This is a genomic window from Glycomyces albidus (assembly GCF_009451885.1).
GTDB classification, from domain to species: Bacteria; Actinomycetota; Actinomycetes; order Mycobacteriales; family Micromonosporaceae; genus Glycomyces; species Glycomyces albidus.
Genome location: NZ_WIAO01000003.1, coordinates 40,697 through 63,677 on the forward strand (window position 1 = coordinate 40,697; position 22,981 = coordinate 63,677).

Below are 22,981 nucleotides of genomic sequence, written 5' to 3' on the forward strand. Positions count from 1 at the left end.
GCGGCCCAACGATTTGTAAGCTCACAATTCGCGGAACACCCATAAAGGAGCACCACCGCATGTCCACCGCACCGATCCGCACCGTCATCTGGGGCGAGAACCGCCACGAGCAGGTCGAGCCGTCCGTCGCCGAGCGCTACCCCGACGGCATGCACGGCGCCATCGCCAAAGGCGTCGGCGAATGGCTCGGCGACAAGGCCGTCATCACCACCCACACCCTCGACGAGCCCGAGCACGGCCTGACCTCCGACGTCCTCGACGAGACCGACGTCCTCGTCTGGTGGGGCCACGCCGCCCACGGCGAGGTCGCCGACGAGGTCGTCGACCGCGTCCACCGCCACGTCCTCGCCGGCATGGGCCTCGTCGTCCTCCACTCCGGACACTGGTCGAAGATCTTCACGAAGCTCATGGGCACCACCTGCACGCTGCGCTGGCGCAGCGAGCACGACCGCGAACTCGTGTGGACCGTGAACCCGCAGCACCCGATCGCGCGCGGCATCCCGAACCCGATCGTCATCCCCGAGCAGGAGATGTACGGCGAGTACTTCGACGTCCCCACCCCCGACGAGCTCATCTTCATCTCCGGCTTCACCGGCGGCGAGGTCTTCCGCTCCGGCATGACCTACCGCCGCGGCTTCGGCCGGATCTTCTACTTCAGCCCCGGCGACCAGGACTTCCCCGTCTACCACCACCCGGACGTCAACCACGTGATCGCCAACGGCATCGAATGGGCCCGCCCCGACCGCGAGCGCGAGACGCCGACCCTGCTGCGCTACGACACCGACGACTTCTTCAACGGCCAGGGGTACCGGGGAGCGTTCGAGCGATGAGCTTCCGCACCATCGACACCGAAGGGCCCCTTCGCCTCGTCGTGGCCGGCGCGGGCGGGATGGGCCGGGCCTGGAACCGGAACATCGCCGAGAGCCCGGACGCCGAACTCGTCGGCATCGCCGACCTCTTCCCGGAGGCAGCCGCGTCGGCCGCCGCCGAGACCGGCATCGAGGGCCTCGCCACCGGCACGGACGCGATCGAACTGGCGCGGCGAACCGGCGCCGACGCGATCGTGAACGCGACCATCCCCGAAGCGCACCACCCGGTCACGATCGCCGCCCTCAACGCAGGGCTGCCCGTGCTGGGGGAGAAGCCCGTAGCCGCCACCGTGGCCGAAGGACTCTCACTCGCGGCCGCCGCCCAGCACACCGGCCAGCTCTTCATGGTCAGCCAGAACCGCCGCTACCACCCGGCGCTCCACAAGGCCAAGCAGCGGCTCGCCGGGCTCGGTACGGTCGGCATCGTCTCGGTCGACTTCTTCCAGTCGCCGCACTTCGGCGGCTTCCGCGACGAGATGGACAGCCCGCTCCTGCTCGACATGGCCATCCACCAGTTCGACATGGCCCGCTACCTCCTCGACGCCGACCCCGTCTCGGTCTCCTGCGAGGAGTACAACCCGGCCTGGAGCTGGTACCGGGGCGACGCGGCCGCGAACGCGGTCTTCGCCATGGAAGGCGGCGCCCGGTTCACGTTCAACGGATCCTGGTGCAGCCCCGGCCACGAGACCTCCTGGAACGGCTCCTGGCGGATCTCGGCCGAGCGCGGCACGGTCCTGTGGGACGGCGAGCACGACCCGGTCGCCGCCCCCGACGAGCCCTTCGAACCCGGATCGGACCACGGCCGGGACATCGCGGGCTCCCTGCGGCAGTTCATCGCCGCGCTGCGCACCGGGCGGGAACCGATGGGGCGTGTGCACGCGAACATCATGAGCCTCGCTATGGTCGAGGCCGCGACGCAGAGCGCGTCGCAGGGGCGGCGGGTCGCGATCGACGACGTGCTCGACCGCTCCTACGGCGCCGCGCTCGCGGCCGAGCGCGACCCGGAGGTGCTCGCCGTCCTGAAATCGTGGTCTTCCGTGCGGGAGGCCCTGAGCTCTACAGAGGAGCGACAGTGACTGAATCCCTCAACGTCGGCATGGTCGGCTACGCCTTCATGGGCGCGGCCCACTCGCACGCGTGGCGCACCGCGCCGCGCTTCTTCGACCTGCCGCTCGCGCCGCGGATGACCGCGCTGGCCGGGCGCGACGCCGAGCGGGTCGCCGCGGCCGCGACGAAGCTCGGCTGGGACTCCGTCGAGACCGACTGGCGCCGGCTCGTCGAACGCGACGACATCGACCTCATCGACATCTGCGTCCCCGGGAACCTGCACGCCGAGATCGCGATCGCCGCGCTCGAGGCGGGCAAGCACGTGCTGTGCGAGAAGCCCCTGGCGAACTCCGTCGACGAGGCCGAGCAGATGACCGCCGCCGCCGAGGCCGCCAAAGCCAAAGGCGCCCTTGCCATGTGCGGCTTCAGCTACCGGCGCACCCCGGCGCTGTCGCTCGCGAAGCGCCTGGTCGAATCCGGCGCGCTCGGGTCGATCCGCCACGTGCGCGCCCAGTACCTCCAGGACTGGCTCACCGACGAGAACGCGCCCCTGACCTGGCGCCTCGACAAGTCCAAGTCCGGTTCGGGGTCGCTGGGCGACATCGGCGCGCACATCATCGACGCGGCGCAGTGGATCGCGGGCGCGAACGTCACCGGCGTGTCGGCGATCCTCGAGACCTTCGTCAAGGAGCGCCCGGTCGGCGGCGACTTCGTCGGCCTCGGCGGCCACGGCGGCACGGACGGCCCGCGCGGACCGGTCACCGTCGACGACGCGGCGGCCTTCACCGCCCGCTTCTCCGACGGCGCGATCGGCGTCTTCGAGGCCACCCGCTTCGCCCTCGGCCGCAAGAACGCGATGCGCCTGGAACTCAACGGCTCCAAGGCGTCCATCGCGTTCGACTTCGAGGACATGAACTCGCTGTGGTTCTACGACTCGGCCGACGGACCGAACTCCGGTTTCCGCAAGATCCAGGCCACCGAGCCCGAGCACCCGTACACCGGCAACTGGTGGCCCGTCGGCCACGGCCTCGGCTACGAGCACGCCTTCACGCACCAGGTCGTCGACCTCACCAACGCGATCGCGGCCGGCGAGCAGCCGACCCCGTCGTTCGCCGACGCCCTCCAGGTCCAGCGCGTCCTGGCCGCGGTCGAGGCCAGCGCCGGCGACGAGAGCCGCTGGACCGCGGTGTAGCGCACGCTCGGTCGGCCGCCCCCGCGGCGGCACCGCATGACCGGCCGGACTGGCGTGGCCGTCCGCGGGCGACCGTCCGGACCGGCCGCCTGCGGCGACCGTCCGACGCAGCGGGCCCGTTCACCCGAAACCGGGTGGACGGGCCCTCTACGCTCCAAGGCATGGACCCTGCGAACACCCTGCTCAACGTCGTCGACGTCGAGGCGACCTGCTGGGAGGGACAGCCTCCGGCGGGCGCCCTCAGCGAGATCATCGAGATCGGACTGACCGTGGTCGACCTCGCCGCCCGGGAACGGATCTCCAAGCACCGGATCCTGGTCCGGCCCCGCCGCTCCCGCGTCAGCGAGTTCTGCACCGAACTGACCGGCCTCACCCAGGCCGAAGTGGACACGGGCGTCGAGTACGCCGAAGCCTGCCGGATCCTCACCGCCGAGCACCGCGCCGACTCCCGCCCGTGGGCGAGCTGGGGCGATTACGACCGCAAGCAGTTCGAACGCCAGTGCAAGGCCACCGGTACCCGCTACCCGTTCGGCAGCCGCCACGCCAACGTCAAGCTCCGCTTCACCGAGGCCCGCGGCCTCAAGCGCCGCCCCGGCATGGCCGAAGCCCTCGCCATCGCCGGCCTCCCCCTCGAAGGCCGCCACCACAGCGGCGCCGACGACGCCTGGAACATCGCCGCCCTCGTCCTCGGACTGGTCGAGACGGGCCACTGGCCCGAGGCCTGAACCGCCCGGCCGCGACCTCCGTGCCGTGCCCGCCGATCCCCGCCGCTCCACCGGACCGCCCCTTCGAGCCGCTCCAGCGGACCGCGCCTTCGGACCGCGCCACGGACAACGGTTGTGATTCGCACGGCGACACCCTGCACGTCCCGCCGCCGCACCGCTATCCTCGTCGGCATGGACGAATCACCCAGTCATAAACCCTGGCTCACCTCGAAGCAGCCGCTGCCGGACCCGGCACCGCCGCAGCGAGGTGAGCGATGAGCACAGAAGCCTGGGGCATCCTCGCCGGCGTCGTCCTCACCGTCGGCACCGGACTCTTCGTCGCCTCCGAGTTCGCACTCGTCAACCTGGACCGGCGCGAACTCGAACGCCGCCAAGCCCGCGGCGAGAAGGGCCTCGGCCCGACCATCAAGGCGCTGAAGGTGACCTCCACCCACCTCTCCGGCGCCCAACTCGGCATCACCCTCACCACCCTCCTGGCCGGTTACACGTTCGAACCGGCCATCAGCTCGCTACTGCGCGAACCGCTCCTCTCCCTCGGCGTCGCCGAGACCGCGGTCAGCCCGATCGGCGCCGTCATCGGCATCACCCTGGCGACCCTGTTCTCGATGATCCTCGGCGAACTCGCGCCCAAGAACTTCGCGCTCGCGGTCCCGCTCGCCACCGCGAAGCTCGTCGTCCCGTTCCAGATCGCGTTCACCTACCTCTTCAAGCCGGTCATCGTGCTGTTCAACGGCACCGCGAACCGCACCATCCGCGCGATGGGCATCGAGCCCAAAGAGGAGCTCTCCGGGGCGCGCAGCGCCGAGGAGCTGAGCTTCCTCATCCGCCGCTCGGCCACCGAGGGCGCACTCGACCGCGACGAGGCGGCGATGCTCCACCGCACGCTGACGTTCTCCACCCACACCGCCGGCGAGGTCATGACCCCGCGCGTGAACGCGGTGACCCTGGACGGCACGGCGACCGCCGCCGACGTGATCGCCGAAGCGGCCCGGACCGGGCACTCCCGGTTCCCCGTCCTCGGCGAGGGCGTCGACGACGTCATCGGCATCGCCCACGTCAAGACCGCCTACGGCATCGCGTTCGACCGGCGCGACGGCATCCCCGTCACCGACCTCATGTCCGAGCCGCTGAAGGTCCCCGAGACCGCCGGCGTCGGCTCGCTCCTGGGCACGCTGCGCGGCCGCGGGTACCAGATCGCCGTCGTCGTCGACGAGTACGGCGGCACCGCCGGCATCGTCACGCTCGAAGACCTCGTCGAAGAACTCCTCGGCGAAGTCAACGACGAGCACGACCCGCGCCAGAACCTCATCGTCAAGAGCGCCGACTCGATCGTGCTCGCCGGATCCCTGCGGCCCGACGAGCTCTGGGAGCGCGCGGGCGTGCGCATCCCCGCGGGCGAGGACTACGAGACCGTCGCCGGCTACGTGCTCGACCGGCTCGAGCGCATCCCCGCGATCGGCGAGGAGATCCGCCTCGACCGCGGCGCGCTCCGCGTGGAGCGCCTGACCGGCGCCCGCATCGACCGCCTCCGCTACCTCCCCGACGACCCGGCCACCGACCCGGCCTTCCGCGGGACGCGCGAGCGCATCATGGAGACCTTCGAGCAGGAGTCCGACCGATGAGCGAATACGTCCCCGGCCTGATCTGGCTGGTCGTCCTCCTGGCCGCCAACGCCTTCTTCGTGGGCGCGGAGTTCGCCGTCATCTCGGCCCGCCGCTCCCAGATCGAACCGCGCGCCGCCGCCGGCAGCCGCGCCGCCAAGACCACCCTGTGGGCCATGGAGCACGCGACCCTGATGCTGGCCACCAGCCAGCTCGGCATCACCGTCTGCTCCCTGGTGATCCTCAACGTCTCAGAGCCGGCCATCCACCACCTGCTCGAATACCCGCTCGGATGGACCGGGCTCACCCCCGCGATGGTCACGGGCATCGCGTTCACGGTGGCGCTCCTGCTGGTGACGTTCCTCCACGTCGTCTTCGGCGAGATGATCCCGAAGAACATCGCCTTCTCCGTCCCCGACCGCGCCGCCCTGATCCTGGCGCCGCCGCTGGTCTTCGTCTCCCGCTTGGTCAGGCCCGTCATCTGGAGCCTGAACCAGACCGCGAACGGCATCCTGCGCCTCTTCCGCATCGAACCGAAGGACGAGGCCCAGAGCTCGTACACGATCGACGAGGTCGCCACCATCGTGGAGGAGTCCCGGCGCGAGGGCACCCTTGTGGACGACTCGGGGACCATCACGGCCGCGTTCGAGTTCACCGAGAAGACCGTGGCTGACGTGGAAGTGCCGCTGCGGAACCTCGTCCAGCTCCCCGCCGAGCCGACGCCGCGCCAGGTGCAGCAGGCCGTGTCCGAGAGCGGCTACTCCCGCTACGTCATCCGCAACGGCGACGCCCCGCACACCTATCTTCACCTCAAGGACGTCCTCGACCTCACCGACCTCGACGCCCCGATCCCGGCCGACCGCATCCGCAACCTGCCGCGGGTGAGCGCCACCGACGAACTCGAGGACGCCCTCGCCCACATCCGCGCCCAGAACGCCCACGTCGCCCTGGTCGCAGGCGCCTCCGGGGTGACCACCGGCGTCCTGTTCCTCGAAGACATCATCGAGGAGCTCATCGGCGAAGTCCAGGACGCCGCGAGCGACTGACCGCGCCGCGCCCGGTCAGGCGAACCGCGGGGGCTCGGCCGGGAGCGCATGGGCGCCTTCGGGGCGCAGGCCGTCGAAGATGATCGCGAGATAGCGGCGCCACAGGTCCGGTGACGCATCGGGCACGGAGCCGGCGACGTAGTTCGGCGCGCACATGAGCAGGAGGACGTCCGTGCCGGTGATGTCGGCGCGGACGGCGCCGTGCTCACGGGCCCGTTCGACGAGCCGGTCGAGGGCCGCCGTCATCCGGGATCGGGCCTGCGCCACCTCCCGCATGGACCCGCTCGCCTCGGCCAGGAACGACAGGTCGCGCTCCTGCCGCTGCTGCGCGGCGGCGGTCAGGAACTCGCACAGCGCCTCCCCGGGGTCGCCGGCGTCGAGGAGGCGTTCGCCGACGGCGCTGAGTTCGTTGATGCGGTCGATGAGGATCGCGGCGATCAGCTCGTCCTTGGTGGCGAAGTGGCGGAAGACCGTGCCTTTGCCGACGCCGGCGCGTCGGGCGATGTCGGCGACCGAGGCGTCCAGGCCGTGCTCGGCGAACTCGTCGGCGGCTGCGGCCAGCAGCAGCCGCCGGTTGCGGACGGCGTCGGCGCGCGGGGGACGGGTGTCGGTCATGCCGCGAGCATAGCAAGTTGACCGCACGGTCCGGTTAGTGCTAGCGTTCCGCCTTGAAAGTGACCGCAGGGTCCGTTTAATGGAGGACGCACCATGAAGGCAGTCATCGCGGGGGACTACGGCCCTCCCGAGACCTACACCGTCGCCGACATCCCGGCGCCCCGCCCCGGCCCCGGCCAGTTCCAGGTGCGGATCGCCGCCGCCTCGATCAACCCCGCCGACGTGCAGCTCCCCAGCGGCGCGTTCCGCGAGGCGTTCCCGCTCGCGTTCCCGCACGTGCCGGGCAACGACTTCGCCGGCACCGTCACCGAGATCGGGTCCGGTGTAGACGGATTCCGTGTCGGTGACGAGGTCTTCGGCCACGCCGTCCCGCGCGCCCTGCGAACCATGGCCGGCAGCGCCCGGCCCTCGCTCGGCACCGGGTCCCTCGCGGAGTACGCGGTCTTCGAAGCCGACACCCCGTTCATCGCCCACCGGCCGCCGGAGCTGAGCATCGACGACGCCGCCGCCCTTCCCACGGTCGGCCTGACCGCCCGCGCGCTGATGGCCACCGCCGCGGTCCGGCCCGGCGAGACCGCGCTCGTCGTCGGCGCCACCGGCGGCGTCGGCACCGCGCTGCTGCCCCTGCTGGCCGCCACCGCGAACGTGACCGCCACCGCCACACCGGCCGATGCGGACCTCGTGCGCGGCCTCGGCGCGGCAGAGACCATCGGGTACGACCCGGCCGGCTACCCCTCCGGCGTCGACGTCGCCTTCAACCTCGCACTGCCCGGCGACCGCCTCACCGAACTGGCGGCGGCCGTTCGCCCCGGCGGGCGCCTGGTCACGATCACATACCCGATCACCGAGCCCGAATGGCTGGGCCGCAACGACATCGACCTGCACTTCGTCCTCGACATGGACGGCCGCCTCGGCGGCATGAGCGAGGTGGCCGACGCCGCCGCCCGCGGCGAACTCACCGCCACGATCGGCCGCCGCTACCGGCTCGACGAAGGGCCGCAGGCGATCGTCGACTTCGCACGGCGTCACACCAGCGGAAAACTGGTGGTGCACATCTGAAGGGGGCGCGAGCTGCAGAGTTGCGGGAGCGATCGCCGGGTTCTGTGGCGCCCGGCGATCGCTCCGACTCGTCCCTAGTGCCCTCCGAGGCCGGCTCGGCGGCGGACCCGTATCGCGTCCGAATCCCTAGCGGCGGCAAGCGTCCGCATGCCGCCGCCGAAGACCTACTCGGCGGCGCCGGGCCCGTATCCGGCGAGGAAGAGGTCCACGGCGTTCGCGACCGGGGAGGCGGGCGTCTCGGTCTTCTCGGTGTCGGTGAGGAGCAGCCGGTTGAGCGGTGAACCGATGACGAGCCAGGTCAACTGGTCGGCCGCGACGAGCGGATCGTCCAGCCGCAGCCGGCCCCGGTGGCCGAGCGCCCGCAGTGCGTCCGCCAGGGCGCGGATGTTGCGCTCCCAGCTCTCCTCGAGGTACTCCGCGGCCACGTGGGGGAGGCGCTTGGCCTCACTGGTGATCAGGCGCCGCATGTTCAGCACGTCGCGGCTGAGGATGCCCCTGCGCATGACCTCCGCCAGGTGGATGAGATCCGCCCGGGTGTCGTCGCCGTCCACGAGTCGCTGCAGATGCGGGCGCATGGCGTCGCGGCCGGCGTCGGTCCAGGCGCGGACGACCGCCGCGAAGAGCGCGTCCTTGGACGGGTGCTCGCGATAGAGCGAGGCCTTCGAGATCTGCGCGCGCGCGGCGACCGCGTCCATAGTCGTTCCGGCGTAACCGGATTCGAGGAACACCTCGCGCGCGGCGGCGATGAGGTCGGCTCCGGTCTTTCCCGAGGGGCGGCCGCGTCGGCGGGTTCCGTTCGTCATGCCGCAATTTTAGTACTTGACGGGACTGAATAGAAGGGCTAGCGTATTTCAGTACCAGACAGTACTGAAGGAGTTCGTCATGATCCTCGCCATCGCGGCCGCCACGGTCGTCTCGTTCATCTGGAGCGCGGCCCTGTACGGCGCGCCGCCGATCGCCGCCTACGTGCAGCGCCACAGCAACCCGCGGCCCGGCCTTCCCGTCGCCGCCCAGATGGGCGCGGTCGTCGCCCGCAGCCTCGTCGCGGCGTGCCTGATCGCGGGCCTCATGCAGGCGGCCGACTGGAACGGCACCGGCCCCGGAGCCCTGCTCGGCCTCGCGCTGGGAGTCCTGCCGACCGTGATCCTCACCGGTGCGGTCGTCCACGAAGGGATCCCCGTGCCCCTCGCCGCGATCCACTCCCTCGACTGGATCGTCAAACTGACCGTGATCGGCGCCCTCATCGGCCTGCTCGCCTGAACCGCGCCGACCGTAATCCACTGCGCCCCAACGCGGCTCGGCCAGAGGGAGCCACGCGGGGCGCTCGACGTCCTAGCGGTAGGGGTAGCCCGGGTACATGTAGCCCGCGCCCCAGTACGGCATGAAGCCGTAGTACACGTAGAGGTTCTCGAGGTACGGGCGATCCGGATCGGACATCAGCTCCGGGTCGTACACGGGTCCCGATGCGACGTGCTCGCGGTCCCTGTCGATGTACACGTGCTCGTCGTCCACGCGCGTGACCGCGTCCACCGGTACGAGCACCTGATGCTTGCCGATGCCCAGGAAGCCGCCGGAACCGACCTCCAGGAACCGGACCTTGCGCTCCGCCTCATCGATGAGCAGGCCGTCGACCGTGCCGGTCTCCTCGCCGCTCCGGTCGATGACCTTGTGCCCGCGGACGTCCTCGGCTTCGTTCGCAACGGTCAGGTCGCTGTCGCCGAGCCGGACGAGCGTCGACATTTCGTCGGTCACGACACTCCCCTCCATCCTCTATCGTGTGCTTCAGTCCTGCATGGATACCCGGGGCACGGCAGGCAAAACTCGTCCCAGCCCGACCTGGCCAGCGGCTGCGGGGCCGGTCGCGCCGGTGCGCGGAACTGCTCGTCCTCGGCGAGTTCCCCTGGGGGACTGAGGAACTCGTCATCTCCGGTCGCCGCGACGCCGTTCTCGTAGGGGCCGCGTAGATCCCTGCCGATGACGGCCCGACCGCGGACGAGGATTGAAGGCCCGTTGCGGGACGGGCGGATCCGTCGTCAGGATCGGGATGCGGCGGGAAAAAGCCGCTCGACGGCTTTGACGACGGCGGTGCGGCGCTCGTGCAAGAACCGCTCGCGCTCAGCGGGGTCGCCGGGGACGAGGTCGGGCCGGCCGGCCCAGGCGGCGGCGATCTGGTTGAGCAGCACCAGGATGTCGATCGGTTCCCAGTCGGGGTCGAGCAGCCCGGACTCCTGCGCCTTCCGCAGCTGCTCCATCTTCCCGGCCATCTTCGCCCGGACCGGGTCGTCGGGGGCGCCGCCGCCGGGCTCGAGTTCGAGGCGGCCCCACTGCATGAGCCGGTACCGCTCCGGGTGGGCCGTGAAGTAGTCGTGGAGGCGGCCCGCGTACGCGGGGAGGTCGGTCGGGTCCATGCGCGTCGCCTCGGCGACCGCGGTCAGCTCCTCGAGCGAGACCAGCCGGTAGAGCGCCTCCTTGCTGGTGAAGTACGCGTAGACGCGCTCCTTGCTGGTCTTGGCCGCCTTCGCGATCCGGTCGATGCGGGCCCCGGCGATCCCATGGCGCGCGAATTCGGCCCGCGCGGCGGCGACGATCCGGTCGCGGGTCGCTTCGGGGCTCGGACGTGGCGGCATCCGGCCAGCTTACCCGGCCGAACCGAACGGTTTGACGATCGTGGAGCGCTGGAGTACGGTAAAACCGAACCGTTTGGTTTGACACTGCGAACGCAACCGGAGGGAAGCTCCATGCAGCACCGCACGCTCGGCACCCAAGGACTCCAGGTCTCCGCCATCGGCTACGGCACCATGGGACTCACCATGGCCTACGGCCCCGGCGACGAGACCGAGGGCATCGCCGCCATCCGCCGCGCCTACGAACTGGGCGTCGACTTCTTCGACACCGCCGAGCTCTACGGCCGGGGCACCGGCTCCAACGAGATCCTCCTCGGCAAGGCGGTCAAGGACTTCCGCGACGACGTCGTCATCGCCACCAAGTTCGGCTTCGACGCCGCCGACCTCGGCCGCGGCCTCCCCGCCACCCGCGCCGGCTTCGGCCTCGACAGCCGCCCCGAGAACATCCGCAGGGTCGCCGACAACAGCCTGCGCTATCTCGGCGTCGACCATCTCGACGTGCTCTACCAGCACCGGGTCGACCCCGCCGTCCCCATCGAGGACGTCGCCGGCACCGTCAAGGAGCTCATCGACGCCGGGAAGGTCAAGTACTTCGGGCTCTCCGAAGCCGGACCCGAGACCATCCGCAAGGCGCACACCGTGCAGCCCGTCTCGGTCCTCCAGACCGAGTACTCCCTGTTCGAACGCGACGTCGAACGGCTCTTCCCCGTGCTCGAGGAATTCGGCATCGGCTTCGTCGCCTACTCGCCGCTGGGCCGCGGCTTCATCACCGGCACCGCCAAGCCCGCCGCCGAGTACGACGAGACCGACATGCGCCGCGTCGACCCGCGCTGGCAGGCAGGCAACTTCGAGAAGAACGTCGAGGCCGTCGACCGCCTCGCCGAACTCGCCGCGTCCAAGGGCGTCACGGTCCCGAAGCTGGCCCTGGCCTGGATCCTGCACCAGCGGGACTACATCGTCCCGATCCCCGGCTCCCGCAGCCGGACTCGCGTCGAGGAGAACACGGCCGCGGCCGATGTGGTCCTCACCGACGACGATCTCGCCGCCGTCAAGGAGATCCTGCCGAGCGGCGGCTTCGGCGCCCGCTACGCCCGACTCCCCGAATGGGTCTGACGACGCCCAGACGATGAACTCGGGCGAGCGGCATCGATCGCCGCCGCGCATCGGTGCCGGCCGCCCGATCGTTCCTGAAGGACGATGAACCGGCGGCAGGTCCGGCGTCGCTCCGGATCCATCCCGAGTCCATGCGGGACTCGTGGCGGCCGGTCGGCACCACTGCGCCGCGCTCTCGTCCCGGAGGAGGCCGCGCTCGCCGTCAGGTCCCGGCCGGGTGGACGACCACGCAGCAGCGCCCCGGGGCCGGCGCGAGTTCGACGCGGTCGGGCTCGGCGTCGCGGGCGGCGAGGACGCCGCGCAGGAACGCGCGGTTGACGCCGCAGACCAGCGCGGTCTCCCGCTGGACGATCCGGTGGAACGGGCAGTTGCGCAACTCGATGTCGCCGCGCTCGGTGACCTGCGGCTCGTACCCGCAGCCGCCGAGCGTCGCCAGGAGGTCGCCGCCGTCTTCGGCGACGGCACGTCCGTGCCGCTCCGCGGCGGCGGCCAGTGCGGACCGCAGCGCCTCGGAGTCCGCGTCCGCGACGGCGTCGACGAGGATCTCGGCGAACAGGCGGTAGTCGCGCGGCGGGATCGTCACCGACACCTCGTCCTGCGCCGGCGCGTACTGCTTGGCGGGCCGCCCCGCCCCGGGGCCGCCCCGGCCTTCGGGACGGGCGTAACCGGTGGTGAGCAGGCCCGCCTCGGCGAGCCGGTCGAGGTGGTACGCGGCGAGCGTGCGGCTGATGTCGACCGCTTCGGCCACTTGATCGCGCCGCACCGGGGCGCTCTGGCCTGCGACGTAGTCGTATACGCGGCGCCGGACCGGATTCGACAGCGCGTCGAGGTCGCCCGTCGCGTCGGGGACCGCAGCCTCGTCCATGCGGCGAATCTACCACCAATGAATCTTGACAAATATCCGTCGACTGCCCACACTAAAAACAATCTGTATTGTCTTTAGAAAGGAGCGTGGTCATGTCGACGACCTCAGCGCTTCGAACCTCCGGCGATCCGGCCTCCTGCGTCCACCGGCCCGTCCGCCTCGCCGCCGTCCGCGACCGCCGCGCGGCCACCGGCGCCGACACCGTCCCGGCCCCGTGACGGCGATGCGCGTCGAGGACGCCGCCGAGCCCGACATGATCGCGGCGGAGGCCGCGGCGGGGGCGTTCCTGAAGGCGCTGGGCGTCGAGACGGACTCCGACCACCTGCGCGACACTCCCGGGCGGATGGCCCGGGCCTGGGCGGAGATGCTCACGCCCCGCCCGTTCGACCTCACGACGTTCCCCAACGACGAGCGCTACGACGAACTCGTCCTGGCGAGGGACATCCCGTTCCGGTCGATCTGCGAGCACCATCTGCTGCCGTTCACCGGCCACGCCTGCGTCGGCTACCTGCCCGGTGAACGCGTGCTCGGCCTCTCCAAACTCGCCCGCGTCGTCGAGCACTTCGCCTGCCGGCCGCAGACACAGGAGCGGCTGACCAAGCAGACCGCCGACTGGCTTCAGGACCGGCTCGGCGCGCGGGCCGTCGGCGTGGTGATCAGGGCCGAGCACTCGTGCATGACCCTGCGCGGCGCGCAGGCGACCGGATCCAGCACGGTCACCTCGACCCTGCTGGGGCACTTGCGCACCGACCCGCGATCCCGGCAGGAATTCCTCTCCCTGGCCGGCTTCTGACCGGCCGTGCGAGCGGCGAACCGTCTCGGGTCTCCGGTCGTTCGCCGCTCTAGACGGCGGCCAGGAGGGCCTTCAGCGCGTGGTCGAGGCGGTCGCTCTCGCCGGGGTCGCTGAACCCGTCCTCGGTGAGGACGCGATCGGCGGCCGGGAGGGCGAACTGGGTCTCGTGGACGCGCATGTCATTGCTCTCCAACGTGATGCGGAGCGCGGCGAGCCCGCGGGCTCCGCCTCGGGCGCCGGGGGAGGCCGACATGAGCATGGCGCGGACGCCGGAGGTCGGCCACGGCTTGATGCGGGAGACCCAGTCGAGCAGGTTCTTCAGCGCGCCGGGCATGGAGTGGTTGTACTCGGGGGAGACGAGGACGAGGCCGTCGTGGCGGGCCAGGTCGTCCGCGAACCGCCGCGCGCCTTCGGCGACGCCGCCGTCCAGCTCGATCCCTCCTCTGTAGAGCGGGACCGGGTAGTCGTCGAGATCGACGAGCCGCGCCTCGGCGCCGGCGGCCCGCAGCCGGTCGGCCGCCGTCTCGGCGAGGCGGCGGTTGAGCGAGCCGGGGCGCGTGGAAGCGGCGAACACGAGGAGCTGGGGTGCGGTGGTCATGGCGGGTCCTCCATTTATCGGTTACATGTAACCGAAAATCTAGCCCGAGGATCGGTTACATGTCAACTATCGGCTATCGTGAGGTGCATGACCGAACCCCGCTGGCTCAGCGACACCGAGATGCGCGCCTGGCTCGGCTACCGCCGCATGCGCCGCCTGCTCGACCTCCGGATCAACCGCGATCTCGCCGCCGACGCCGGACTCTCCGAGCAGGACTACGACGTGCTCTCGATCCTCTCCGAACTGCCCGACCCGGCGATCCGCGTCGGCGAGCTCAGCGAGCGGCTGCTGTGGACCCGCAGCGGCCTCTCCCGCCACCTCGGCAGGATGGAGCAGCGCGGCCTCGTCACCCGCGAAGACGACCCCGACGACGCCCGCGGCACCGTGGTGGCCCTGACCGAGACCGGTCGCGGCGCCATCCGCGGCGCCGCCCCCGGCCACGTCGACTCGGTCCGCCGCCACCTGATCGACCGGCTCACCCCCGCGGAGCTGCAGGTCCTCGGCGACATCGCCGAGAAGGTCCTCGACAACTGAGCCGCGGAGGGACCGAGCCGCGAAACCCCGTGATTCCCGTTCCCGCCTCCTGAACGGTGGAAGACTCAGAAGTCCGGCCGACGGATCTCAGGGCGCCGACCGGCCGTGGAGGAGCAGGTCATGGACACGCAGTACGAGAACGGCGGCTTCGCCATGCTCGCCGGGCTCCTGGACCGCAGCCACCTCGTCGCGTTCAGGGACATCCCCGTGGAGGTGAACCGGCACGGCGCCATGGCCGGCCTGCAGGACGCGGCGATCTTCCTGGTCGACATCCGGCAGGAGGTGCTCCGCGAGATGACCGGGCTCGGCGCCGACGCCAAGCAGGGCGTCCCCGCCGAGTACGCCGTCGAAGGCACCCTGGCGGGCCGCGCCTTCCAGTACGGGCGGCTCGTCCAGGGACACCCGGACGATCAGGGCAGGTCCGTCTGGTGGACACCGCTGATCAAGGGCACCGAGCGACTCGGCGTCCTGCGGGTGAGCAGCGCCGACGACAGACCTGAAGCGCGCAAGAGCAGCGAACTCCTCGCGTCCATGACCGCGCTGGTGCTCATCGCACGCCGCGGTTCGAGCGACGCGTATCCCCGGCTGCTGCGCACCCAGAAGATGAAGATCGTCGCCGAACTCGAATGGGAGCTGATGCCGCCGCGAACGTACGCGGACTCCGACGTGGTCGTCAGCGGGCTCATGGAACCCGCGTACGAAGTCGGTGGCGACGCCTTCGACTACGCGGTCGCCGACGACGAGGTCCATCTGGCGGTGTTCGACTCCATGGGGCACGACACCGCCGCCGGAGTCGCCGCGAACATCGCCGTAGCGACCTACCGCAACCAGCGGCGGAAGGACGTCGGCCTGGTCGAGACCGGCGCGGTCATCGAGCGGGTCCTCCTCGACCAGTTCGACGGCGAGCAGTACGTGACCGGCGTCCTCGCCACCCTCAATACCCGCACCGGCGTGCTGACCTGGATCAACCGGGGGCACCCGGCCCCGATCATCATCCGGGGCAAGCGCTGGTCGACCGGCCTGGAATGCCCTCCCGCCCATCCCATGGGCACCGATCTGGGACTCGAAGCCGCGGTGTGCCGCGAGCAGCTCGAGCCGGGCGACCGCATCGTGCTCTACACCGACGGGATCGCCGAGACGCGCAACCACGAAGGGCGGGAGTTCGGTCTGGAGCGGTTCACCGACTTCCTCATCCGCCACCACACCGACCAGCTTCCGGCGCCGGAGACGCTGCGCCGGCTCATTCGCAGCATCCTCGACCACCACGGGGGCAAACTCACCGACGACGCGACCGTCCTGCTCGCCGAGTGGATCGGCGCCGAATCTGGACGCCGGCCGGAACTGCTCGCCGGCCTGCCGCAGGCCGGAACCGCCCGCCGCACCGACGCGGACGCGAGCCGGCCGCCGCGCGGATAGCCCTCGGCCGCCTCGGGTCGAGTATCGCCGGGCGCCGGGACGGTGCCGCGAAACGGTCCTCCGCGCAGATGGCCCTCGGCCACCTCGGGCCGCGTACTCGCCGGACGCCGACACGGGGCCGTCCGCGAACCGGCCGCCTCGGGCCGGGTGCCGGCACGGCACTCCGACCCGCGGCGGTTACCGGCGCCCGTTCCGGTTATCCGGTGGCATGAGCGTGACGGACCGAATGTTCGCGGCAGGGTTCGTGGTGGCGTGGAGCGGCGGGTTCATCGGGATCGAGATCGGCACGCGCGACGCGCCGGCGCCGACCCTGCTGGCATGGCGGTTCCTGGTCCTGGCGGTTCCGGCGGCACTGTGGCTGTGGTGGCGGCTGCGGCGCCGGTCGCTTCCGAGCCGGCGTCACCTCGGGGTGCACGTGGCCGTGGCGCTGCTCGCGCAGGTCGGGTACCTGGCGGGGATCGGATACGCGGCGCAGCTCGGCGTCGCGCCGGGCCTGGTGTCGCTCATCGCCGCGCTCCAGCCGATCGTCATGGCAGTGGCCGCCTCGCGCTTTCTCGGACAGCCCGCCACGAAGGTGCAGATCGTCGGCCTGGCCGTGGGACTGGCCGGTGTCGGCCTGGTCGTGTGGGCCGACGCCGGCGGAGGAACGGCGCCGCTCTGGGCCTTCGCGCTCCCGTACGCAGCGGTCGTGAGCATCGTGACCGGGACCGTGATCGAGCGGCGCGAGGACCCGGACGACCTCGGCCAGACCGAGGCGCTCGCCCTGCACTTCCTGGTCGCCGCGGTCGTGTTCGGATGCCTGTCGGCGGCGACCGGGACGCTCGAGCCGCCGATGACGGCCGACTTCTGGACCGGCGTGGCCTGGACCGTGGTGTTCGCCGGGATCGGCGGCTACGGCCTGTACTGGGCCGTCGTGCACCGCTCGGGCGCGACGACGGCATCGGGCCTGCTCTACCTGACCCCGCCGACCACGATGCTCTGGGCGTGGCTCATGTTCGGCGACGAGCTGCACTCCCTCTCGTGGGCGGGCCTGGCCGTCGTAGCGATCGGCGTGGCGCTCGCGCTGCGCGGGAGGCCGCACGCCGACCGGGACGACCGCGAACCGCAGCCGGCAGAGGCCGCCGACCCGGCCTGACCACCCCGGCGAGCGGGTTTGGCCCGCAGCCCGGGCGGTATCCGGCGGTGGTGAACGACGAAGCGCCCCGACCGCGGGCAGGTGCGGCGCGCCCCGCGCCATCGGGGCCGGTGCTGCGGCCGGGCCGGTCGATGGTCGCATGCGCGGTGATCGGCGCGGCGGTCATGGCCGCGGTCGACGAGATCGTCTTCCACCAGATCCTGCACTGGCACCACTTCTTCGACCGGTCGACCTCGACGGTCGGCCTGGTCTCGGACGGGATCCTGCACACTGCCGAGCTACTGGGTCTGGTCGCGGGGTTCACCTGGTACGCCGACCTGCGCCGCCGCGGTGCCCTGTCCCGGGCCCACGCCCGGGCCGGGCTGTTCCTCGGCCTGGGCGGCTTCCAGCTCTTCGACGGCATCGTCGACCACAAGCTGCTGCGACTGCATCAGATCCGCTATGGCGTCGACCCGCTGCCGTACGACCTGGCCTGGAACGGCGCCGCGCTGGCGCTGCTGGCCGTGGGCGCGGTTTTGGCCGTCCGCGTGCACCGCCGCCCACCCGCGCGGCGGTCGCAATGAGCGGGCCGCATCCGCAACACGCGATGGTCGGCGCGTTCGACCTGCTCGTGGCGGCCGCCGCGATCGGGGCGATCCTGGCCTACTCGCGGGGCGCCGACCGGCTCCGCCGACGCGGCGACGCCTGGCCGTGGGTTCGCGAGGCCGGGTTCACCGCCGGAGCCTGGGCGGTGGCCTATGCGTTCATTGGCCCGCTCCCGGGCGGGCCGTTCACCGCCCACATGGGACGGCATCTGGTCATCGGCATGGCGGCGCCGCTCCTCCTGGTCCTCGCCCGCCCGCTCACCCTCGCGTTCCGCGCCCTGCGCCCGGGCCGGCCCCGCCGCGCACTCCTGGCGCTCGCAAGGTCCCGGCCAGCAGCGTGGCTCGCGTTCCCGCCCGCGGCGGCGCTGCTGGACGTCGGCGGGCTGTGGCTGCTGTACCGAACTCCGGTGTTCGCCGCGGTCCAGCACCTGCCGGCGGCGCATACGCTCGTCCAACTGCACGTCATCGCCGCGGGGGTCCTGTTCACGTTCGCGGTCTGTCAGGTCGACCCGGTCCGCCGCCGCTGGAGCCCGGTCTGGCGCGGCGGGAGCCTCCTCGCCGCCGGTGCCGCGCACGCCGTCCTCGCCAAGTCCCTCTACACGACACCGCCGCCGGGCACCGCCGTCGCCACCGCCGACCTCCACAGCGCCGCACAGCTCATGTACTACGGGGGCGACCTGGTCGAACTCGCTCTCGCCGCCGTCATCGCCCTCCAGTGGTACCGAACGGCCGGCCGCGCCCGAGCCCGCGGACACCGCCGCACCGCGCTGCTTCCGACGCCGGCGCCGCAGGAGTGAACCGGCCGGGCCCGGCACGGCGGCCGCCGCGGCAGCTTGGGAGGCTCCGGTCGCGTGTACGGGGCCGCCGCGAAGTCGCGGAGCCGTCCTGGCGCATGTTCGCCCACGGCCGGGGTACCTCTGGGGCCGCGACCGAAAGGGGGGTTCCATGACCGACGGGAACACGGGTTACGACGCCGCCGAGCACGAGACCTTCGGGTTCATCGACGACGAGCAGCCGAACGAGGAAGGGCTCGAGGACGCGATCCTCGACGCGGAGGACTTCCAGGAGGCGGACAAGTACGGCATGACGCCGCGGGAGGAGCGCCAGGGCACGCCCCTTGAGGAGCAGCTCGCCGCCGAGATCCCCGAGGACGAGGGCGCGCCGGGCGGGTCCGACCCCGGCGATCCCGTGCCCGCCGAGACGGACCCGCTGGAGCCGATCCCGGACGGGCCGGCCGATCCGAACGACCCCGACCCGGTGCCGCCGGAGCCCGTCGATCCGCACGAGCCCGACCCGGACCGGCCCGAGCCCGGAGCGCCCACCGTGGACGATCCGCTCAGGCCGTTCCCGGACGAGCCGGTCCAGCCCCCGCCCTGATCACGGCGGGTCGACCGCCGATGCGGGCCCGGCCTTGGATAGCGCACGGCGAGGGCGCCCGGCACCGACCTCCGGGCCCCGCGGGGCCCGGACGGGTTGCGTGCCAATGGGAACGGTTCGTCACCGAGGCGGCGGACCGCCGGCGGTCAGATGCTCGACCCGCCGCCGGAGGTGTTGCTCCACCAGGCGCTGTAGGCGTTCAGCGAGTACCGCTTCTGGACACCGCTGGTCGAGGTGATCTCGAGGCCGAACTGCATCGTGTCGAAGGTGGTGTTGCGCAGCAGGCCCTGCGACGCGGCCCACCACCAGACGCCGAGCGCGTCGATGGTGCCGCTCGTGCTCTGCTGCGCCGGGATGAACTGCAGGACGTTCCAGCCGGGGTCGGCCTGCCAGACCGACGCGTAGAGAACGCCGCCGATGGTCACGTTGGACGCGATCTGCTGCCCCCAGCTGCCTGCGGGTCCCCCGGCCCAGCTGGTGAAGACCATGATCTCGTCCTGGTTGCCGGACGACCAGATGTCGCTGGTCCAGTTCCAGTGGTCCGCGCCGGCGACGGGCGCCGAGGACGTGTTGTACCAGAAGCCCGCGGAATTCATCTGCGACAAGGGAGTCCGGGGCGAGACCGACGTGTTCGGGTAGCTCTTGATCCCGCCGCCCGAGTGGTTCGCGTCGACGTACCAGGACTTGATGCTGTTGACGGTCAGACACTGCGTGCCGTGGTTCTCGCCCCAGATGTTGTTGTAGACCGTCCAGGAGCCCTGCGTGTGGCTGCCCCACCGGTCGCACGTGGAGTACACCTGCGCCTGCGCCGGGGACGCGAGGCCCAGGAGCCCCGCGACCACGAGGACGACGAGGGCCGCCCGGCCTGCGGCCGTCCTGCTCTTGATGGCATTCATATGACCTTGTCCTTCCCGTGCGCGGAGCGGTCGGATCGCCCTCGGGCACAGTCTGTGTCGGATCGCGCCTCGGATGCGGCTTTAGCGCGATATATGGACATACTGCTATGCGGAACGGGCGAGTGTCAATGTTTGATCGGCTCATCAAACAAAAAGAGCATTCAACGAGAGGTCTGACGAATCGTCCCGAGTTCGCTTGCGGCGAACGCACATCAGCCCGGCAGCGACTCCGGCAGGCCGAACCGGGGGAGCAGGGCGCCGTCGAACTTCACGAGGGCGCTGATCCTGTCCCCGGCGATGGTGAGCACGGTGATGCCGGTTCCCGGGCGCGGCCCGCCGGACGCCGACCCGTCGTAGCCCGCGAACGCCGGCTGGCCGTTCGCGCGCACCGGAACGAGCGTGAGCGACCAGTCGTCGCCCATGACCGCGGCGAAGAAGCCCGCCGCCGCCTCGCGGCCCTCGTACTCGTGCGGCACCGGCGGCATGGAGATGCGCACGTCCTCGGCGAACAGCGCGACGAGCGCGTCGACATCCCCTGAGGCGTACGCGCGGACGAAACCGTCGACGAGGGCCCGCTCGGCGGCCGTGTCCGGCCCGGGGGCCGGCTCCCGCCCGTCCGGCAGCCGCCGCTCGAGGCCCGCGCGGGCGCGCTTGAGAGCACTGTGGACGGACTCGGTGGTCGAGTCGAGCATGTCCGCCACCTCGTCGGCGCGGTAGCCGAGCACGTCGCGCAGGATCAGCACCGCGCGCTGGCGGGCCGGCAGGAGCTGCACCGCGGTGGTGAAGGCGAGCGAGATCGCCTCGGTCTGCTCGTACCGCGCCTCCGGGCCCGGCACCGCGGCCAGCGCGCCTTCGAGCAGCGCGTCGGGGTACGGCTCGAGCCAGGCGACCTCGCCCCACCGGGTCGGCTCGGGCGGATCGACGTCGGGGTTGCTCCACGCCCGCGCCGGGCGGCGTCGCGCCGTGCGCAGCGCGTTGAGGCACCGGTTCGTGGCGACCCGGTAGAGCCAGGTCCGAATCGACGAGCGGCCCTCGAAACCGTCGAGTCCGCGCCAGGCGTCGAGCAGCGTGTCCTGCAGCGCGTCCTCGGCGTCCTGGACCGAGCCGAGCATCCGGTAGCAGTGGACCTGGAGCTCGCGCCGGTACGGCTCGGTCAGACGCCGGAACGCCTCGCCGTCGCCCGCTCGCGCCTCGGTGAGCAGTTCGGTCGCCATCACGTGTCATCACTCCGCTCGGATCGGAAAACCCCTCTTCAGTTGTGACACCGGCCGGGCCGCGAACTGGTCGCTTCGGGCCCGACCAATTCTGCCCGCCGGCGGTGCCTACCCCTTCGAGAGACCGATCCTGAAGGAGCAACCATGACGTTCACGGACAAGACCGTCCTGATCACCGGAGCCAACCGCGGCCTGGGGCGGGCGCTGGTGGCCGAGGCCCTGGAACGGGGCGCGGCCCGCGTGTACGCGGGCACGCGCGTGCCGATGACCCACCCGGACGCGCGGGTCGTCCCGGTCCAGATCGACGTGACCGACTCCGCCGAGGTCCAGGCCGCGGCGGCGACGGTCGGCGCGCTCGACGTCCTCGTCAACAACGCCGGGATCGCCCTCCCGGAGACCTTCGGCGACGACGCCGCGCTCGAACGCCACTTCGCCGTCAACTGCTTCGGGGCGTACGCGGTGACGCAGGCGTTCCTGCCGGCGCTGACGCGCTCGCGGGGCCGGATCGTCAACGTCCTGTCCCTGTCGGGCGTGGCCGCCATGCCGCTCCAGCCGTCCTACTCGATGTCGAAGGCGGCGGCGTTCTCGATGACCCAGTCGCTGCGGATGCTCCTGGCCGGCGAGGGCGTCGGGGTCCACGCGGTGCTGTTGGGCCCCACCGACACCGACATGACCCGCGGCTTCGACATCCCCAAGGCCGCACCGGCAGCGGTGGCGAGCCGCGTGTTCGACGGCGTCGAGAAGGGCGAGGAGGACATCTTCCCCGACCCGCTCTCGTCGTCCACGACCCTGGGCTGGGACGGCGGGCCCACCAAGGCGCTCGAACGGCACATGGCGACCTACCTCCAGGCGGCCGGCAATGGCTGACCTCGATGGGACGACCGCCCTCGTCGTTGGAGCCGGCCGCGGGCTGGGGCGCGGCATCGCGCTCGCGCTCGCCGAGGCCGGGGCCTCGGTGGTCGCGGTGGCGCGCCGGCGCCCCGCGTTCGACGAGCCGGCCGGCGCCGGCATCCGGACCGAGGCCGCCGACGCGGCCGAGCCCGAGACCGCTTGGCGGATGCTGGACCGGTACGCGCCGAACGTGCTGGTCCTGGCCGCCGGCGCCAATCCGGTGATGCGGCCGCTGCACCACCACACCTGGGACACGTTCTCCGTGAACTGGGACGCCGACGTCAAGATCGCGTTCACGTGGCTGCGTGAGGCGCTGCTGCAACCGCTGCCGCCCGGCAGCCGGATCGTGGTGGTCAGCAGCGGTGCGGCCATCGGCGGTTCGCCGGTGAGCGGCGGCTATGCGGGGGCGAAGGCGGCGCAGCGGTTCATCGCCGGTTACGCCCAGGACGAGTCGGACCGCGCCGGGCTCGGCCTCGCCGTGACCGCGGTGCTGCCTCGGATCACGCCGCACGGCGAGGTCGGTGCCCGCGGCATCCGCGCCTATGCGGCCCGCAACGGCGAGACCGAGGAGACGTTCCTGGAGCGGCTCGGCGACCCGCTGACCCCCGAGCTGGCCGGGACGGCGGTGCTCGACCTGGTCGGCACCGACACGGCGGTGCTCGCCGCCGGGTACATGCTCACCGCGGCCGGACTGAAGGCGCTGCCCTGACCAGCGCATCGGAGGTCGCGCGCCGCCGGCTTGCTGTCTCGCGGAGGGCTTCGGCGGGCGGGAGAAGACGAGGTCGGT

27 protein-coding genes are annotated in these 22,981 nt (G+C 71.7%); 19 read left to right on the forward strand and 8 right to left on the reverse strand.

The window, feature by feature from the left end:
• Positions 1-59 precede the first annotated feature (59 nt).
• From GFD30_RS03520 to GFD30_RS03545, 6 genes are all read left to right on the forward strand, one after another.
• Positions 60-830 (forward strand): ThuA domain-containing protein, encoded by a 771-nt coding sequence (locus GFD30_RS03520; protein ID WP_153023847.1) that lies wholly within the window; start codon positions 60-62, stop codon positions 828-830.
• Positions 827-1,945 (forward strand): Gfo/Idh/MocA family protein, encoded by a 1,119-nt coding sequence (locus tag GFD30_RS03525; RefSeq protein WP_153023848.1) that lies wholly within the window; start codon positions 827-829, stop codon positions 1,943-1,945. Before GFD30_RS03520 ends, GFD30_RS03525 begins: the two co-directional genes overlap by 4 nt.
• A gap of 20 nt (positions 1,946-1,965) precedes the next feature.
• Complete coding sequence (locus GFD30_RS03530; RefSeq protein WP_153024037.1) at positions 1,966-3,108, forward strand: Gfo/Idh/MocA family protein; 1,143 nt, start codon at positions 1,966-1,968, stop codon at positions 3,106-3,108.
• A 161-nt stretch (positions 3,109-3,269) separates the two neighbouring features.
• Positions 3,270-3,833, forward strand: a complete 564-nt coding sequence (locus GFD30_RS03535) for a 3'-5' exonuclease (RefSeq protein WP_153023849.1) — start codon at positions 3,270-3,272, stop codon at positions 3,831-3,833.
• A 254-nt stretch (positions 3,834-4,087) separates the two neighbouring features.
• The gene (locus GFD30_RS03540; protein ID WP_153023850.1) at positions 4,088-5,455 is read left to right on the forward strand and encodes a hemolysin family protein; all 1,368 of its coding nucleotides are present in this window, start codon (positions 4,088-4,090) and stop codon (positions 5,453-5,455) included.
• Positions 5,452-6,480, forward strand: coding sequence for a hemolysin family protein (locus GFD30_RS03545; RefSeq protein WP_153023851.1), 1,029 nt, complete (start codon positions 5,452-5,454; stop codon positions 6,478-6,480). The genes GFD30_RS03540 and GFD30_RS03545 overlap by 4 nt, the downstream gene beginning before the upstream one ends.
• Positions 6,481-6,495: 15 nt before the next feature.
• On the opposite strand, the gene GFD30_RS03550 is transcribed toward GFD30_RS03545, so the two are convergent.
• Entirely contained in the window at positions 6,496-7,095 is a 600-nt protein-coding gene (locus GFD30_RS03550) for a TetR/AcrR family transcriptional regulator (RefSeq protein WP_153023852.1), read from the reverse strand.
• Positions 7,096-7,188: 93 nt separating this feature from the next.
• Between GFD30_RS03550 and GFD30_RS03555 the strand changes: the two genes are divergently transcribed.
• Complete coding sequence (locus tag GFD30_RS03555) at positions 7,189-8,154, forward strand: NADP-dependent oxidoreductase (protein WP_153023853.1); 966 nt, start codon at positions 7,189-7,191, stop codon at positions 8,152-8,154.
• A 164-nt stretch (positions 8,155-8,318) separates the two neighbouring features.
• Here the strand turns inward: GFD30_RS03555 and GFD30_RS03560 are convergent, their stop codons facing one another.
• The gene (locus GFD30_RS03560; RefSeq protein WP_153023854.1) at positions 8,319-8,957 is read right to left on the reverse strand and encodes a TetR/AcrR family transcriptional regulator; all 639 of its coding nucleotides are present in this window, start codon (positions 8,955-8,957) and stop codon (positions 8,319-8,321) included.
• A gap of 79 nt (positions 8,958-9,036) precedes the next feature.
• Between GFD30_RS03560 and GFD30_RS03565 the strand changes: the two genes are divergently transcribed.
• Positions 9,037-9,414, forward strand: coding sequence for a DUF1761 family protein (locus tag GFD30_RS03565; RefSeq protein WP_153023855.1), 378 nt, complete (start codon positions 9,037-9,039; stop codon positions 9,412-9,414).
• Between the two features lie 72 nt (positions 9,415-9,486).
• Here GFD30_RS03565 and GFD30_RS03570 read toward each other — a convergent pair whose 3' ends face one another.
• Both GFD30_RS03570 and GFD30_RS03575 read right to left on the reverse strand, forming a co-directional pair.
• The gene (locus tag GFD30_RS03570; protein ID WP_322632909.1) at positions 9,487-9,906 is read right to left on the reverse strand and encodes a PRC-barrel domain-containing protein; all 420 of its coding nucleotides are present in this window, start codon (positions 9,904-9,906) and stop codon (positions 9,487-9,489) included.
• 281 nt (positions 9,907-10,187) lie between these two features.
• Positions 10,188-10,781, reverse strand: coding sequence for a TetR family transcriptional regulator (locus tag GFD30_RS03575; protein ID WP_153023857.1), 594 nt, complete (start codon positions 10,779-10,781; stop codon positions 10,188-10,190).
• Between the two features lie 111 nt (positions 10,782-10,892).
• Here GFD30_RS03575 and GFD30_RS03580 point away from each other — a divergent pair, with 111 nt between their 5' ends.
• The gene (locus GFD30_RS03580; protein ID WP_153023858.1) at positions 10,893-11,891 is read left to right on the forward strand and encodes an aldo/keto reductase; all 999 of its coding nucleotides are present in this window, start codon (positions 10,893-10,895) and stop codon (positions 11,889-11,891) included.
• A 202-nt stretch (positions 11,892-12,093) separates the two neighbouring features.
• Here the strand turns inward: GFD30_RS03580 and GFD30_RS03585 are convergent, their stop codons facing one another.
• On the reverse strand, positions 12,094-12,756 hold the full coding sequence (locus GFD30_RS03585; protein ID WP_153023859.1) for a helix-turn-helix transcriptional regulator: 663 nt from the start codon (positions 12,754-12,756) through the stop codon (positions 12,094-12,096).
• 92 nt (positions 12,757-12,848) lie between these two features.
• Between GFD30_RS03585 and GFD30_RS27460 the strand changes: the two genes are divergently transcribed.
• Together GFD30_RS27460 and folE are read left to right on the forward strand one after the other, a co-directional pair.
• Positions 12,849-12,974, forward strand: coding sequence for a hypothetical protein (locus GFD30_RS27460; protein ID WP_265575386.1), 126 nt, complete (start codon positions 12,849-12,851; stop codon positions 12,972-12,974).
• 5 nt (positions 12,975-12,979) lie between these two features.
• Positions 12,980-13,549, forward strand: coding sequence for a GTP cyclohydrolase I (gene folE / locus GFD30_RS03590; RefSeq protein ID WP_153024038.1), 570 nt, complete (start codon positions 12,980-12,982; stop codon positions 13,547-13,549).
• A gap of 49 nt (positions 13,550-13,598) precedes the next feature.
• Here folE and GFD30_RS03595 read toward each other — a convergent pair whose 3' ends face one another.
• The gene (locus tag GFD30_RS03595) at positions 13,599-14,147 is read right to left on the reverse strand and encodes an NADPH-dependent FMN reductase (RefSeq protein WP_153023860.1); all 549 of its coding nucleotides are present in this window, start codon (positions 14,145-14,147) and stop codon (positions 13,599-13,601) included.
• Between the two features lie 87 nt (positions 14,148-14,234).
• Here GFD30_RS03595 and GFD30_RS03600 point away from each other — a divergent pair, with 87 nt between their 5' ends.
• The 6 genes from GFD30_RS03600 to GFD30_RS03625 all read left to right on the forward strand — a co-directional run bounded on the left by GFD30_RS03600 (position 14,235) and on the right by GFD30_RS03625 (position 19,193).
• On the forward strand, positions 14,235-14,681 hold the full coding sequence (locus GFD30_RS03600; protein ID WP_153023861.1) for a MarR family winged helix-turn-helix transcriptional regulator: 447 nt from the start codon (positions 14,235-14,237) through the stop codon (positions 14,679-14,681).
• 120 nt (positions 14,682-14,801) lie between these two features.
• Positions 14,802-16,097: a PP2C family protein-serine/threonine phosphatase gene (locus tag GFD30_RS03605; protein WP_227995805.1), complete on the forward strand. Its 1,296-nt coding sequence runs from the start codon at positions 14,802-14,804 to the stop codon at positions 16,095-16,097.
• Positions 16,098-16,305: 208 nt separating this feature from the next.
• Positions 16,306-17,232 (forward strand): DMT family transporter, encoded by a 927-nt coding sequence (locus GFD30_RS03610; RefSeq protein WP_153023862.1) that lies wholly within the window; start codon positions 16,306-16,308, stop codon positions 17,230-17,232.
• A 131-nt stretch (positions 17,233-17,363) separates the two neighbouring features.
• Positions 17,364-17,795 (forward strand): DUF2243 domain-containing protein, encoded by a 432-nt coding sequence (locus GFD30_RS03615; protein ID WP_153023863.1) that lies wholly within the window; start codon positions 17,364-17,366, stop codon positions 17,793-17,795.
• On the forward strand, positions 17,792-18,613 hold the full coding sequence (locus GFD30_RS03620) for a cytochrome c oxidase assembly protein (RefSeq protein WP_227995806.1): 822 nt from the start codon (positions 17,792-17,794) through the stop codon (positions 18,611-18,613). The genes GFD30_RS03615 and GFD30_RS03620 overlap by 4 nt, the downstream gene beginning before the upstream one ends.
• Positions 18,614-18,761: 148 nt before the next feature.
• Positions 18,762-19,193 (forward strand): hypothetical protein, encoded by a 432-nt coding sequence (locus tag GFD30_RS03625; protein ID WP_153023864.1) that lies wholly within the window; start codon positions 18,762-18,764, stop codon positions 19,191-19,193.
• 146 nt (positions 19,194-19,339) lie between these two features.
• On the opposite strand, the gene GFD30_RS03630 is transcribed toward GFD30_RS03625, so the two are convergent.
• A complete protein-coding gene (locus GFD30_RS03630; protein ID WP_153023865.1) occupies positions 19,340-20,089 on the reverse strand; it encodes a glycoside hydrolase family 12 protein in 750 nt (249 codons plus the stop codon).
• A gap of 212 nt (positions 20,090-20,301) precedes the next feature.
• Entirely contained in the window at positions 20,302-21,303 is a 1,002-nt protein-coding gene (locus tag GFD30_RS03635) for a sigma-70 family RNA polymerase sigma factor (protein WP_153023866.1), read from the reverse strand.
• A 144-nt stretch (positions 21,304-21,447) separates the two neighbouring features.
• Here GFD30_RS03635 and GFD30_RS03640 point away from each other — a divergent pair, with 144 nt between their 5' ends.
• Entirely contained in the window at positions 21,448-22,170 is a 723-nt protein-coding gene (locus GFD30_RS03640) for an SDR family NAD(P)-dependent oxidoreductase (RefSeq protein ID WP_153023867.1), read from the forward strand.
• Positions 22,163-22,903, forward strand: a complete 741-nt coding sequence (locus GFD30_RS03645; RefSeq protein WP_153023868.1) for an SDR family NAD(P)-dependent oxidoreductase — start codon at positions 22,163-22,165, stop codon at positions 22,901-22,903. Before GFD30_RS03640 ends, GFD30_RS03645 begins: the two co-directional genes overlap by 8 nt.
• Positions 22,904-22,981: the final 78 nt, after the last annotated feature.